At 61.3% G+C, this 13,573-nt stretch carries 15 protein-coding genes; 8 read left to right on the top strand and 7 right to left on the bottom strand.

Annotated elements, in window-relative coordinates:
* Window positions 1-177: 177 nt before the first annotated feature.
* The 3 genes from adk (at window position 178) to AT395_RS05835 (ending at window position 2,405) form a co-directional block, all read left to right on the top strand.
* On the top strand, window positions 178-843 hold the full coding sequence (adk, locus tag AT395_RS05845) for an adenylate kinase (RefSeq protein ID WP_042112682.1): 666 nt from the start codon (window positions 178-180) through the stop codon (window positions 841-843).
* Between the two features lie 128 nt (window positions 844-971).
* The gene (locus AT395_RS05840; protein ID WP_042112684.1) at window positions 972-1,730 is read left to right on the top strand and encodes an SDR family NAD(P)-dependent oxidoreductase; all 759 of its coding nucleotides are present in this window, start codon (window positions 972-974) and stop codon (window positions 1,728-1,730) included.
* A gap of 180 nt (window positions 1,731-1,910) precedes the next feature.
* Window positions 1,911-2,405, top strand: coding sequence for an Mpo1 family 2-hydroxy fatty acid dioxygenase (locus tag AT395_RS05835; RefSeq protein ID WP_042112685.1), 495 nt, complete (start codon window positions 1,911-1,913; stop codon window positions 2,403-2,405).
* Between the two features lie 129 nt (window positions 2,406-2,534).
* Here the strand turns inward: AT395_RS05835 and AT395_RS05830 are convergent, their stop codons facing one another.
* Window positions 2,535-3,401, bottom strand: a complete 867-nt coding sequence (locus AT395_RS05830) for a SirB1 family protein (protein WP_042112686.1) — start codon at window positions 3,399-3,401, stop codon at window positions 2,535-2,537.
* A 46-nt stretch (window positions 3,402-3,447) separates the two neighbouring features.
* Window positions 3,448-4,998 carry a murein biosynthesis integral membrane protein MurJ gene (gene murJ / locus AT395_RS05825; RefSeq protein WP_042117282.1) on the bottom strand — a complete coding sequence of 517 codons (1,551 nt, stop codon included), beginning with the start codon at window positions 4,996-4,998 and terminating at the stop codon, window positions 3,448-3,450.
* 179 nt (window positions 4,999-5,177) lie between these two features.
* Here murJ and rpsT point away from each other — a divergent pair, with 179 nt between their 5' ends.
* On the top strand, window positions 5,178-5,450 hold the full coding sequence (gene rpsT, locus AT395_RS05820) for a 30S ribosomal protein S20 (RefSeq protein ID WP_010807144.1): 273 nt from the start codon (window positions 5,178-5,180) through the stop codon (window positions 5,448-5,450).
* 108 nt (window positions 5,451-5,558) lie between these two features.
* Here rpsT and AT395_RS05815 read toward each other — a convergent pair whose 3' ends face one another.
* Both AT395_RS05815 and AT395_RS05810 read right to left on the bottom strand, forming a co-directional pair.
* Window positions 5,559-6,203 (bottom strand): outer membrane beta-barrel protein, encoded by a 645-nt coding sequence (locus AT395_RS05815; protein WP_048627866.1) that lies wholly within the window; start codon window positions 6,201-6,203, stop codon window positions 5,559-5,561.
* A 342-nt stretch (window positions 6,204-6,545) separates the two neighbouring features.
* Window positions 6,546-6,860: a DUF3579 domain-containing protein gene (locus AT395_RS05810; protein ID WP_010807145.1), complete on the bottom strand. Its 315-nt coding sequence runs from the start codon at window positions 6,858-6,860 to the stop codon at window positions 6,546-6,548.
* 352 nt (window positions 6,861-7,212) lie between these two features.
* Between AT395_RS05810 and argF the strand changes: the two genes are divergently transcribed.
* From argF to AT395_RS05795, 3 genes are all read left to right on the top strand, one after another.
* Window positions 7,213-8,139 (top strand): ornithine carbamoyltransferase, encoded by a 927-nt coding sequence (gene argF / locus AT395_RS05805; protein WP_048627867.1) that lies wholly within the window; start codon window positions 7,213-7,215, stop codon window positions 8,137-8,139.
* 412 nt (window positions 8,140-8,551) lie between these two features.
* Window positions 8,552-8,875: a pyrimidine/purine nucleoside phosphorylase gene (gene ppnP / locus AT395_RS05800; protein WP_042112691.1), complete on the top strand. Its 324-nt coding sequence runs from the start codon at window positions 8,552-8,554 to the stop codon at window positions 8,873-8,875.
* Window positions 8,876-8,962: 87 nt separating this feature from the next.
* Window positions 8,963-10,396 carry a patatin-like phospholipase family protein gene (locus AT395_RS05795; RefSeq protein ID WP_104927882.1) on the top strand — a complete coding sequence of 478 codons (1,434 nt, stop codon included), beginning with the start codon at window positions 8,963-8,965 and terminating at the stop codon, window positions 10,394-10,396.
* Here AT395_RS05795 and murB read toward each other — a convergent pair.
* Complete coding sequence (gene murB / locus AT395_RS05790) at window positions 10,386-11,402, bottom strand: UDP-N-acetylmuramate dehydrogenase (protein WP_042112693.1); 1,017 nt, start codon at window positions 11,400-11,402, stop codon at window positions 10,386-10,388. The two genes, AT395_RS05795 and murB, sit on opposite strands and share 11 nt — an antisense overlap.
* A 233-nt stretch (window positions 11,403-11,635) precedes the next feature.
* On the opposite strand from murB, the gene AT395_RS05785 reads away from it, so the two are divergent.
* On the top strand, window positions 11,636-12,121 hold the full coding sequence (locus tag AT395_RS05785; protein ID WP_042112694.1) for a YajQ family cyclic di-GMP-binding protein: 486 nt from the start codon (window positions 11,636-11,638) through the stop codon (window positions 12,119-12,121).
* Between the two features lie 104 nt (window positions 12,122-12,225).
* Here AT395_RS05785 and plsY read toward each other — a convergent pair whose 3' ends face one another.
* Both plsY and ybaK read right to left on the bottom strand, forming a co-directional pair.
* Window positions 12,226-12,828: a glycerol-3-phosphate 1-O-acyltransferase PlsY gene (gene plsY / locus AT395_RS05780; RefSeq protein ID WP_042112695.1), complete on the bottom strand. Its 603-nt coding sequence runs from the start codon at window positions 12,826-12,828 to the stop codon at window positions 12,226-12,228.
* Between the two features lie 150 nt (window positions 12,829-12,978).
* Window positions 12,979-13,473, bottom strand: a complete 495-nt coding sequence (gene ybaK, locus AT395_RS05775; RefSeq protein ID WP_042112696.1) for a Cys-tRNA(Pro) deacylase — start codon at window positions 13,471-13,473, stop codon at window positions 12,979-12,981.
* Window positions 13,474-13,573: the final 100 nt, after the last annotated feature.

The raw sequence follows: 13,573 nt of genomic DNA, 5'->3' as shown, positions 1-13,573 counted from the left end.
TCGCTCTGATTCTCGCGAGCAGACCCCCGGTCGCGCGCGTCGCGCCCTGCCGAGCGCGTCGTCTGCGCGCAGCACGGTTGGCCGGTCACAGGACCCGCAACCGCCGCAGATTGCCGGAGACACACCTGCCTGCCGCACGCACAGCATTCACAAATCACAAACTTTCAGGAGTCATCAATGCGTCTGATTTTGTTGGGGGCACCCGGGGCCGGTAAGGGCACCCAAGCCACTTTCATCAAAGAAAAATTCGGCATCCCGCAAATTTCGACCGGCGACATGCTGCGCGCCGCGATCAAGGAAGGCACCCAACTCGGCCTCGAAGCCAAGCGCTTCATGGACGCAGGCGACCTCGTGCCGGATGGCGTCATCATCGGCATGGTGCGTGAGCGCCTGACCGCCGACGATTGCAAGAACGGCTATCTGTTCGACGGTTTCCCGCGCACGATCGCTCAGGCGGAAGCCATGAAAGACGCCGGTGTCGCAATCGACTTCGTGCTCGAAATCGATGTGCCGTTCGACGAGATCATTACCCGCATGAGCGGTCGTCGTACGCACCCGGCGTCGGGCCGTACGTATCACGTCAAGTTCAATCCGCCCAAGGTCGACGGCAAGGACGACGTGACCGGCGAGCCGCTGGTGCAACGCGAAGACGACAAGGAAGAAACCGTCAAGAAGCGCCTCGCCGTGTACGAATCGCAAACCAAGCCGCTGGTCGCCTACTATTCGGATTGGGCAAAGCACGGCAGCCCGGGCGCGATCGTCGAAGCGCCGCAGTATCGCAAGATCTCGGGCCAGGGCAGCGTGGACGAAATCCGCGCGCGCGTGTTCGAAGCACTGAAGTAAGCACGCGAGTGTCGCGCGCATGACCCGGCGGCACGCGCGTGCGCTGGGTCCCGCCGACATTCATGACGCTTTAGAAAAAGGCGGCCAGTTCACACTGTGCCGCCTTTTTTGCCAAAGGAGGATGACGCATGGAAATTCAGGGCAATGTGTTTCTGATCACCGGTGGCGCCTCGGGCCTGGGCGCGGCCGCCGCGCGCTGGCTTGCCGGACTCGGCGCGAAGGTCGTGCTCGCCGACGTGAATGTCGATGAGGGCGAAGCGCTCGCCGAGAAACTCGGTGGCAAATTCGTCAAATGCGACGTCACACGCGAAGACGACGGCAAGGCTGCGGTAGCAGCGGCAAGCGCGCTCGGCACACTGCGCGGCCTGGTCAATTGCGCGGGCATCGCGATTGGCAGCAAGACTGTTGGCCGGGACGGGCCGCATCCCCTGGACACTTTCTCCCGCGTGATTCAGATCAACCTGATCGGCACGTTCAACATGATTCGACTCGCCGCTACGGCGATGAGTCAGGGCGAGCCGAACGGCGAAGGCGAGCGCGGCGTGATCGTCAACACCGCCTCGGTCGCCGCATACGACGGTCAGATGGGACAGGCCGCGTACGCGGCCTCAAAAGGCGGTGTTGCGAGCCTGACATTGCCGGTGGCACGCGATCTGTCGCGCAGCGGAATCCGCGTGATGACCATCGCACCGGGCATTTTCGAGACACCCATGATGCTCGCGATGCCGGCCGAAGTGCAGGCGTCGCTCGGGCAAATGGTGCCGTTCCCGCCCCGGCTGGGAAAACCGGCGGAATACGCCATGCTCGTGGAACAGATTCTCCGTAACCCGATGCTCAATGGCGAAGTCATCCGGCTCGACGGCGCGATTCGTATGCAGCCGAAATAGGACTGACCGACCGTCGGAGAGTGATTTGCGCGGCATGCGAGTCACTTTGACGCGGCGCAACAAAATGTCACTCCGACTGTGACTACAATGGAATGCCGACCGCAACCTGCGGTCGGCTCAGACGCCGGTTCCGTCACCGGCGCCCAAGCAGTGTCCCCGTCCCCGAGGCAGGAGGCTGGCATGAAATCACTGGCGCAACAGATGTCGTTTTACCAGCGCTATCACCGCAGTCCCAAGAATCGTCTCACCCATTTCTTTGGCGTTCCCATGATCATTCTTGCCGTGATGCAAGCATTCTCGTGGGTACCGCTCGGCCCCAGCGGGCTGAATGCCACGCATGTGATCGTGCTGGTGCTGCTGATGTATTACTTCCTGCTCGATGTCCCGTTGGCGCTGGCCATGACCGCGTTTTTCGCCGCATTGCTGGCCGTGACGCAGCATCTGGCCAGACTGCCGTGGCCTTGGGCGCTGACCGTCTTTGGCGTGCTGTTCGTCGGCGGCTGGATCGTTCAACTGATCGGGCATCATTTCGAGGGCCGTAAGCCTGCTCTGCTCGACAACCTGTTCCAGATATTCATCGCACCGATGTTCCTGATGGCCGAAGTGTTCTTCCATTTCGGTTACAAACCGGGCTTGCAGCGACGTGTTCAAGAGCTTGCCGCGCAGTCGGTGTGAGCGTTGAAGCGCAACGGTCATCGGCACGAAAATCAAAACGCCAGCCGGGAGGGCTGGCGTTTTGTTATCCAACGAACCCGGCAGGGCCCATTGGCCGGTAGGCGCGGTGGCGCCTCTTGCTACCCGTGGCTATCCGTGGCTACCCGGACGACGGCTAAGATCGTCGAGCACCTGCCGGATAGCGTCTGCGTCGTCCGCATCGGGGCGCTTGCCCAGATAGAGTTCGAGATCGTCCTGCGCCGGCCGCACGAGTCCGAGACGGGCGTATGCCAGCCCGCGATCCCGCCTCTCGACAGGCTGGTCGGGCAAGAGCAGCACCATGCGCTCCTGCACCGCGAGCAAACGCTCCCATCGCTCACTCTGTGTGTAGATCGCACGCAGGTTTCGTAGCATCCGGGCGAGGATTTCTCGCGGGGTCGCGGGCTCCAGAAACGGATGCAACAGCGCCCACAACGCCAGTTCCTGAATCGGCTCGGCGCTCTCGTCGCGATAGTGCTTCAGATAGGGCTCGACCATTTCGAGCAAGCGTTGCGGCGAGAGCGAGTTACCGGAGAGCGGATCGATGACGACGTCGCCAGCCGGCACGGCAAGCCGCAGCAGGAAATGTCCGGGAAACGACAAGCCGCGCAACGGCAGGCCGATCTGATGACCGATTTCCATGCAAAGCACCGCCAGCGAGATGGGAATACCGCGACGACGATCCAGCACAACATGCAGATGGCTGTTGTCCGGATCGTAATAGTCGTTCTGATTGACGGAAAACCCGAGTTCGCGGAAGAAGTAATGGTCGAGCAGTTGGAGCTTTTGCAGCGGCCCGGCGTCTGGCGGCAGGCGCTTGGCCAGACGTGCGGCAAGCGCATCGATCTGGGTCAGCGTGTCCTGCACGTCGAGATCCGGATAGACGTCTTGCGCGATTGCGATTGCCGCTTCGGTCAGCGGCAGACCATCGTCGGACGCAACCAGCGCAGCAAAATACTCGAGAATTCGATTTGCCATGCGGTATCCGTGAATCCAGCCGTGTCGGTGGCTCGCCGATGAAAGCCTAGCGAGTGCGTCGACGGAAGAACGAGAAGTTGAAACCCATGAGGAATAATGCCCCGAAATACACCACGGCGCATAGCACCAGACTGGCGCCAAGCAGGGCAATGCGCGAGAGCGGACGCTCGCCGAGCGCGACCCAGTCGAAACTCTGGGTGAACCACAACAGCACGCCAGCCAGAATCAGGCAGGCGGCCAGCAATTGCACGAAGAACAGGCGCCAGCCCGGCGCCGGTCGATAAATGCCGCGCTTGTAAAGCCCGGCGAACAGGAGCGCTGCATTCATGCACGCTCCGACGCCGATCGACAGCGACAGTCCTGCATGGGCGAACCAGCGCACGAAAAGCAGGTTGGAGAGCTGCGTGGCAATCAGCACGACAATGGCAATCTTCACCGGCGTCTTGATGTCCTGCTTGGCGTAGAACCCCGGCGCCAGAATCTTGATAAGAATCAGGCCGACCAGCCCCACGCCATAGGCGGTGAGAGCGTGGGCTGTCATCGTGACGTCGGTCGCATCGAAGCGGCCATATTGATAAAGCGTGGCGGTCAGCGGCTCGGCGTAGACGAAGAGCCCCACGGCGCTTGGCATTGCGAGCAGAAACGTCAGACGCAGCCCCCAGTCCAGCAACGCCGAATATTCTGCGGCGTCACCGTCGGCATTCGCTCGCGACAGGCTCGGCAGCAGGATCGTCCCCAGCGCCACGCCCAGCAATGCCGTCGGAAACTCCATCAATCGGTCGGCGTACGCCAGCCAGGACACGCTGCCCTGTGCCAGACGCGACGCGATATTGGTGTTGATGATCAGACTCACCTGCGCAACAGACACCGCAAGGGTTGCCGGCACCATCTTTGCCAACACCCGCTTCACCCCGGCGTTGCGCAAGGCTGCCGCAACATTGATCGTGATGCGCGGGATCATGCCGATTCGCGCGAGTGCCGGGAGTTGAATCACCAGTTGCAGCACGCCGCCAACGATCACGGCATAGGCCAGCGCGTACACCGGCGTTTCCAGATGCGGGGCGACCCACAGCGACGCGATGATCGAGCTGACGTTGAGCAGTACCGGTGCGAACGCGGGCATCGAGAACTGACGCCAGGTGTTGAGCACGCCCGCGGCAAGCGTGGTGATGGAAATAAGCGTGATGTACGGGAACATCACACGGGTCATGAAGACCGCTGCGTCGAACGTGCCGTTCTCATGCGCGAGACCGGTGGCCACGGCGTAGACCACGCCAGACGCCCCGAGCACCCCGGCAATCGTGATCGACAGCAGGCCCCAGAACAGGACCGTCGTGACCGAATCGACGAGGGTTTTCGTCTCCTCTTCGCTACGCTGGGTTTTGAATTCGGCCAGAATTGGCACGAATGCCTGCGAAAATGCCCCTTCGGCGGACAAGCGGCGTAGCAGGTTGGGAATGCGGAACGCGACGTTATAGGCGTCGGTCATGGGACCGGCGCCAAACATGCGCGCGATAAGAATTTCACGGACCAGACCGGTGATGCGCGAAAGCATCGTAAAACCGCTGACCGTAGCGAGAGCTTTGAGCAAATTCATGTTGCGCGTATTATACGCACAGCATTGCAGCAAAGAAGTTGCAATTTCCGTTGGCCTTCGGCTATAATCGACGGTTTCGAAGTCAATGGATTGCTTCCTGGCCACCGTGTCTCCCAGGGAGCCGAGCCAAACTGCATAGAAGCCGCATCAGGCGGAGCAATTCAAGGAATTCACCGAACATGGCAAATACAGCACAAGCACGCAAGCGCGCGCGTCAAACCGTTAAGATCAACGCTCACAACTCGGCGCTGCGTTCGCGCCTGCGCACGGCTGTGAAGGCCGTTCGCAAGGCAATCGCCACGGGCGACCAAGCCGCTGCGAAGGAAGTCCTGCGCACGTCGGCCAAGACGATCGACATCATCGCTGACAAGAAGATCGTTCACAAGAACACCGCTGCTCGTCAAAAGAGCCGCCTGTCGGCCGCTATCAAGGCGATGTCGGCTGCTGCCTAAGACAGCAGAAGCTGCTGGCAGAACAAGTTGCTTGCCGGTTCCGACTCCGGTCGGAACACTAAAAAGCCCGCTTCATGCGGGCTTTTTTCTTTTGTCGCACCGATCCGGTCAAAACGCGTAGACGAGGCCGACACGAACCGCATGTGTATTGCCGATTCCCCACGCATCGACAGACTTTGCCGGTCTGGCTAGCTTGGTGTTGGTGTATTGATATTGCCCACGCACGTGAAACGCGTTTGTGATGCGGTACGTCGCCCCGGCTCCCACGGCCGGACGCACTTTGAACGCCCTATTGTTGCCCGCCGAATCCGCACGGTACGACACTCCGAAAAGGCCCACCGAGCCGAAGAGTTCGAATCGATTCGAGATGGGATAGATACCGAGCACCGCGAGACGAACCCCCTGCATCCGTACATTTCTCGCCCCCGTCGCCAACTCGCCCGTCGCACCCGCGCTCTGACGCTCGATCCAACGGTTTCCGGAACGTCCCAGATACGAATAGCCCAGTTCGAAACCGAGATTCGGTCCCGCACGGTATCCGACACCAAATTCCGTTCCGGAGGGCAAATTCACGTTGTCTGCCGTCGTTGTCCAGTTACCGCCCGCTGGCTCGCCACCGCTCACCGGCGCCACATTGGCACTCAAATCGCCATAGATATAAACGCCCGTGTTAGCCGACACGCCGGCAGATACGCCCATCAGACATAACGATCCCAGTGCGCCCTTCGCCACACGCAATAATGCTTGCTTCATCGATTCCCTCAGTTCATTTAGAGCGGTTATGCCAACGCCATCGCGCGGCCTGAAACAGCTTGAAGCAAGAGGGGATCGTCCGATGCAAGCGTATTCACATAAGCGTCAAGGCAATCACTCATTTCCTCGAACCCCTTGTCATGAGGGGCTCAGCGGTCGATCGCGAACACGCATTCGCAGCGTCTAAACAACGTGACGTGGTGTCGTAACAACACAGTCGCGAGTCTGGAAAAACGCTGGGGGGGGGAACTTCGGAGAGGTACGAAAGGAGGTCGAGCGATGGACGGTGAGTCAGGGCCAAAGGCCCGGCACTCACGTCTGGCCGAAAACGGCCAAGGGGGATTACTTGACGTCGGGGACGAAGCAGGCTTCGGTCAACTGCAAATCGTTGTCGCGGGCAAAATTCATCACGAAATCGAAAGCCATCGGCTCGATGTCGCGCAGTCGCTCGTCAACCACGACGCACTTGATGTCCCCTACCATAATCGGGCGCACATAGGGGGAGTACTGCATGTATGCGTTCGGGCCGGTATCGCTCCGGCCGCAGAACGACACGGCGCCGCACAGACGTTCGGCCCAATCGCTCGGCCGGAACTTCTTGCCACCCCGGGTGAGCCCCTGGATGAAATACTCGCGCGCGGAAACCTGGTCGGTCATATCGCTCAATCACCTCAAAAAACACCTGGACGGCCATACCGCGGGTAGCGCAGCCGACAGAGACAGTATTATATCTTATATAAGACTCAAACCCGTCCCCCTCCATTGCTGCAGATGTTTTTTTCGGTCTTGCCAGCCATTTCCGGCTGTGCAGCAGCGGGCTCGATCATACGCTTTTCATGTGACGCCGAAACGATTTGGTAGACTAGGACCTGTTCCCCTGAAGCCAGCAACCGGTAGAACACCTTCACGAGCCTGACCGGGGGACAGGCCTCAAGGCTTGTTCGTCGTGCCGTAAGCGAGCGAGTTCCCGTGGAATTCCCGCGATATCGGCCTCCAGCAGAACATCCAAATGACCACCGCCAAACCCATCAAGCATTACCTGCAGTTCTCGGATCTGACGCTCGACGAGTACGACTACGTGCTCGAACGTACCCGCATCCTCAAGAAGAAATTCAAGAACTACGAGACCTACCATCCGCTGCACGACCGCACGCTTGCGATGATTTTCGAGAAAAGCTCGACTCGCACGCGTCTGTCGTTCGAAGCCGGGATTCACCAATTGGGCGGCCACGCCGTGTTCCTGAACACGCGCGACACGCAGCTCGGCCGCGGCGAGCCGATCGAGGATGCCGCTCAGGTCATCTCGCGCATGACCGACATCATCATGATCCGCACGTTCGGTCAGGAGATCATCGAGCGCTTCGCGCAACACTCGCGCGTGCCTGTGATCAATGGCCTGACCAACGAGTACCACCCCTGTCAGGTGCTGGCCGACATCTTCACCTACTACGAGCATCGCGGCCCGATCAAGGGCAAGACCGTGACGTGGATCGGCGACGCGAACAACATGTCGTACACGTGGATTCAGGCCGCCGAGATTTTCGGCTTCCAGTTCCACATCTCGACACCGCCAGGCTACCGCCTCGATCAGGCAATGGTGGCCGAATCGAGCCGCCCGTTCGTGCGTGAGTTTGACGATCCGCGCGAGGCCTGCAAAGGCGCCGATCTCGTGTCGACCGACGTGTGGACAAGCATGGGTTACGAAGCGGAAAACGAAGCGCGTAAGGCCGCTTTCGCTCAATGGTGTGTGAACGCCGACCTGATGCAACAAGCCAAGGCCGACGCCCTGTTCATGCACTGCCTGCCCGCTCACCGCGGCGAGGAAGTCTCGGCAGATGTGATCGATGGCGCGCAAAGCGTCGTCTGGGACGAAGCCGAGAACCGTCTGCATGTGCAAAAGGCGCTCATGGAGTACCTGATGCTGGGCCGCGTGTAATACCGCAAGCTCAGCCACGCCCGGGCAACGTCAAGCGCCAAGCGCAACGTCGTCCCGGGCGGCACCTCTCGCGCCGTACCTGCTTCGCCCTTCCTGCTCCGCCGACTCCCCTAGCTCCCCCAGCTCCCCTCGACACTGCGGTCGCCCACCGCGATCAACGTTCCGCTATCATCGCTGACGCGCCGCCGTCGCTCATTGACGCGCGTTTCATAGCGGCACGCCGCAGTTCGGATCGTCCGTCAGAACATTTCGCAATTTGCACCATATCGGGGCAAATTCGTTGTGCATCGCACAAAAGTGCTCTGGGTGGACGCCCGAAACGTGCTAGCATGAATTCACGCCGGCCCTGTCAGGGGCGGGCATATCGACCTTCCATCGCGACTTTCCATCGCATTCGACACCGCATTCGGTCATGACGCAAAACGCAACGCAGTTCGACAACGTTTCCGTAATCAAGCGCGCCAACACCTATTTCGACGGCAAGTGTGTTTCGCACACCGTGCTGTTCCCGGACGGCACGCGCAAGACACTGGGCGTGATCTTCCCGGCCACGCTTCAGTTCGGTACCGATGCACCGGAAATCATGGAAGTCACCGGCGGCCGTTGCCGCATCCGCCTGGCGGATCAGACCGAATGGCAAGAATATGCCGCCGGTCAGCAGTTCTCCGTGCCGGGCAATAGCAAGTTCGATATCGAGGTCGTCGAGACGCTCGATTACGTCTGCCACTACGGCTAACCGACTGGCCTGCATCGCGACGGCGCGGTATCTCCCGCGCCATCGCCCTCTCGGCCGGTTCAGCGCGGCCCGGCGCCGCTACTCACTATGTCGCGTCTGCCCCCCGAATCTGCCGGCGATGCTGCCGGTGACATCCCTTCTGCAACGCCTGCCGACGAGCGGGCCACCCTCCAGCGCTCACTAATGGCGTCCGACGCCGACGCCGCGCAGGAAAACGGCTCAAGTACGGATCTCGAGCCAACGGACGTACCACTGCTCCCCCCCGACGGCCTCACCCGGCCCGCGAAATCCGGCAAGGCATCGGGAAAAACCACCACACCTCGCGCCCGCAAACGCACCGACGCCAACGCCGACGACACCGTTGCCGCCAAAGGCAGCACAGCGTCCTCCGAAGACACTCGCCCACCCGCTTCCGGCAAAGCCACGAAATCCGCACGCAATCGCCGTGGCGATGCGAAGCGAAAAGGCATCGATCTCGGTCTGCAAGGTGGTGGCGCGCATGGCGCGTACACGTGGGGAGTGCTCGACAAATTGCTCGAAGACGGACGCCTTGAGTTCGAAGGCATCAGTGGTGCCTCAGCCGGAACGATGAACGCCGTGGTGCTCGCACACGGCCTGCTCGACCGCCCGGGCGTCGATCCGCGCGAGAAAGCGCGTGAATCCCTGCACAGCTTCTGGCTCGGCGTGTCCCAGGCGGGTTCGTCGGCCACGGCGTGGGCGCAGACGGTCTTCAGTTGGCTCAACGGCCGTCCGACCGAGTATCCGGTCTGGCATGACTGGATGCAGAGCATGCAGCAATGGATGATGCCGTTCTCGCAGCCGACGGCCGAGATCAACCCGCTGCGTACCGTACTCGAAGCGCAGGTCGATTTCGAGCGCCTGCGCGAGAGCACGGCAACGCACCTGTTCGTATCGGCAACCAATATCCGTACGGGCAACATCCGCATCTTCCGCACGCACGAAATCACGCTCGACGTGGCAATGGCGTCGGCCTGTCTGCCGTGGCTGTTCAAACCGGTGAAGATCGACGAGGACTTCTACTGGGACGGCGGGTATCTGGGTAACCCTGCGCTTTATCCGTTCTATTACGAAACGCTCACGAGCGACATTCTGATCGTTCACATCAACCCGATCGAGCGCAAGGAAAAGCCGGTATTGCCGGGGCAGATCATGAACCGCGTGAATGAAATCACATTCAACGCGTCGCTGCAGCGTGAATTCCGCGCCATCTCGTTCGTGCATAAACTGCTCGACGAGGGCTGGCTCAAGCCGGAGTTTCGCAAACGCCTGAAGTACCCGCTGATTCACTCGATTCGTGCGGACAAGGAGCTATACGACTTGTCCTCGTCGACGAAATTCGTCACCGACTGGAATTTCCTCACAACGCTGCGAGACCGTGGCCGCGACGCGGCGAGCCGATGGCTGGACGCCCATTTCGCAGACGTCGGCGTGCGCTCCACCGTCGACCTGCGACGCGACTACTTGCAGCGGCTCCCCGACGCCACCGCAATCAAAGCATAAGCGGTTCGGGTTCGAGCGTCACGCCGAAGCGCGCCTGCACGCTGGCTTGCACGGCGCGCGCGAGCGCCACGATATCGGCACCGCTCGCACCGCCGCGATTCACCAACACCAGCGCCTGACGTTCATGCACGCCCGCCTGGCCGAGCGACTTGCCGCGCCACCCGCATTGGTCGATCAACCAGCCGGCCGCGACCTTCCACGAGCCGTCCGGCTGGGCGTAACCGACCGTCTGCGGAAAGCGCTCGCGCAGCGCGTTAAACGTTGCGCCGTCCACCACGGGATTCTTGAAGAAACTCCCCGCGTTGCCGAGTTCGAGCGGATCGGGCAGTTTGCGACGGCGAATGTCCGCCACCGCGTCGAAGATCTGCCGGGCGTCCGGCCGATCGATGCCCGCCTCAGCGAGCGTACGCGACACGTCGGCGTAGCCGGTAACAGGCTGCCAAGGCTGCGGCAGGCGTAACGTGACGGCAACGATGATGTAACGCCCCGGCTCACGCTTGAACAGCGAATCGCGATAGCCGAACGCGCAAGCCTCACGGGTGAGCGTGACGAACGAGCCCGTGGCCGTATCGAGCGCCCGCACTTCGGCGAAGCGTTCGGCCAGTTCCAGCCCGTAGGCCCCGATGTTCTGAATCGGCGCCGCACCAAGCGTACCCGGAATCAGCGCGAGGTTCTCCAGACCGGGACAGTCCTGCGTCAGTGTCCAGTCGACGAAATCGTGCCAGACCTCGCCCGCACCGCCTCGCACGTAGCGGGCGTGGGCATCGTCGGCAAGCCGCTCGCGCCCGCGAATGGCCATGCGAAACACAACGCCGTCGAAGTCACGCGTGAGCACTACATTGCTTCCGCCACCGAGCACCAGACGCGGCAATCCTGCCAGCGCCGGCATGGCGAGCGCCTCGATCAGTGCCGCCTCGCTGTCGATCGTCACGACGAAGCGTGCCGTCGCCGGCAGGCCGAAGGTATTGAGGTCGCGTAGACTGACGTTGCGTTGCAACTGGAGCATGGAATAGGGAGAAGTCAGTGGGCGCCGCCGTGCCGGGCGTCGTCTGGAAGGGACGCGGGACCGACGGCTGAATTACAATGTCGGGCGAAAGAATTTTGCGCATCATTATACCGGCCGCGCGGCCGTACTCCGCGCCGTTCGGTAGCCCCGGACGAACGCGCCACCGCCGCCGAATCACCCCGGCACGCCCGGCGTGCCATTTTCACGAACCCTTTGCATTTCAGGAGAGCCAGATGCCATCGTTTGACGTGGTTAGCGAAGCCAACATGGTAGAGGTCAAGAACGCCATCGAGCAGGCCAACAAGGAAATCTCGACGCGATTCGACTTCAAGGGATCGGACTCGCGTGTCGAGCACAAGGATCAGGAACTCACACTTTTCGCCGACGATAACTTCAAGCTCGAACAAGTCACGCAGGTACTCGTCAGCAAGATGGCCAAGCGCAACGTGGACGTGCGTTTCCTTGACTACGGCAAGGTCGAGAAGATCAGCGGAGACAAGGTCAAGCAGGTCGTCAAGGTGAAGAAGGGTGTCGAAGGCGATCTGGCCAAGAAGATCGTGCGTCTGATCAAAGACAGCAAGATGAAGGTGCAGGCGAGCATTCAGGGCGACAGCGTTCGCGTCTCGGGCGCGAAGCGCGACGATCTGCAAAGCGCCATGGCGCTGCTGCGTAAGGATGTGACCGACACCCCGCTCGACTTCAACAACTTCCGCGACTGATACGCGCGGCAGGCACAAAAAACCCGCAGACTCGCTGCGGGTTTTTTATTTTCCGACGCCGGCTCTCAGGCCCGTACCGGGCCGATATGGCTGCCGGCCGGGCCTTACTTCTTCTGCCCGATGCGGCTTTCCTTGCCGGCAATCAGCTTGCCGATGTTCGCGCGATGCCGGTAGATCAGCAGAATCGCCATGACGATCACCGCCGGCGCATAAAAACCAAAGCCGAACATGAACACGTAGTAAAGCGGCGCGAACACCGCAGCCACCAATGCCGCAAGCGACGAATAGCGGAAGAAGATCGCGATGATGAGCCACGTGGCGAGCACGGCCAGCCCCAGAATCGGATCGATGGCGAGCAGCACGCCGGCCGCCGTCGCCACGCCCTTCCCGCCCTTGAAGCGCAGGAAGATCGGGTACAGATGGCCGACGAAGACCGCGAGCGCCACGGCCGCCAGCCCGAAGTCGCCCACGCCCCAGGCGTCGGCAAAGCGTTCTGCCAGGAATACCGCGAACCAGCCCTTGAAGGCGTCGCCAATCAGCGTGAGCACGGCGGCCTTCTTGTTGCCGGAGCGCAGCACGTTCGTGGCGCCCGGATTACCCGAGCCATAGCTGCGTGGATCGGCAAGCCCCATCGTACGGCTGACAATCACCGCAAACGGCACCGAGCCGATCAGATACGCGAGAACGATAAAAACCAGTGTGGCCATGAACTTCCCAAGAACTTCGTTGATGAGCAGGATTTGCGTTGGCCGCCATTCTACTTGAGCGGCCCGGTCACCCCATTCTGGCAAACACGGGGTTGCGCCGGGGCGCAAAGTGCCGGGCAAGCGGCCATTCGACCGGTGGGATGACGGGTGTTACTCGTCGCTCAATGCGCACGACACCGGCTTGGCCGCCAACGTATTGAGCAGTACGGACGGGGCGATGCCGATGAGGTAGCCGCGCCGGCCGCCATTGATGAAAATCTGCGGCAGATCGAGAATCGACGCCTCGACATACACCGTCATCGCCCGTTTGGTGCCGAACGGCGACGTGCCGCCCACCATATAGCCGGAGTGACGCTGGGCGACCTCCGGCTTGCAGGGCTCCACGCGCTTGGCGCCGATCTGACGCGCCAGATTCTTCGTCGAGACGGTCCGGTCGCCGTGCATGAGCACGATCAACGGCCGGGCCTTTTCGTCTTCCATAACGAGGGTCTTGACGACGGCATGCTCGTCTACGCCCAACTGGCGTGCCGATTCGCCGGTGCCGCCATGATCGACGTACTCGTAGACATGTTCCGTAAAGGCCACTTTCTTTTGCTTCAGAAACTGCGTGGCCGGCGTTTCCGAGACGTGTTTGGACTTGCTCATGGGCGCCTATTGTAATGAAACACCCCTGCGCTGCGGTCCCGGAATGCGCGCCGGGCCGCACCGGCACGCCAGTCGGCTGCCTTTGAACGGCGCGCGCATT

This window comes from Pandoraea apista (assembly GCF_001465595.2).
In the GTDB taxonomy this organism is placed as follows: domain Bacteria; phylum Pseudomonadota; class Gammaproteobacteria; order Burkholderiales; family Burkholderiaceae; genus Pandoraea; species Pandoraea apista.
This window is presented reverse-complemented; position numbering and strand designations above follow the sequence as displayed.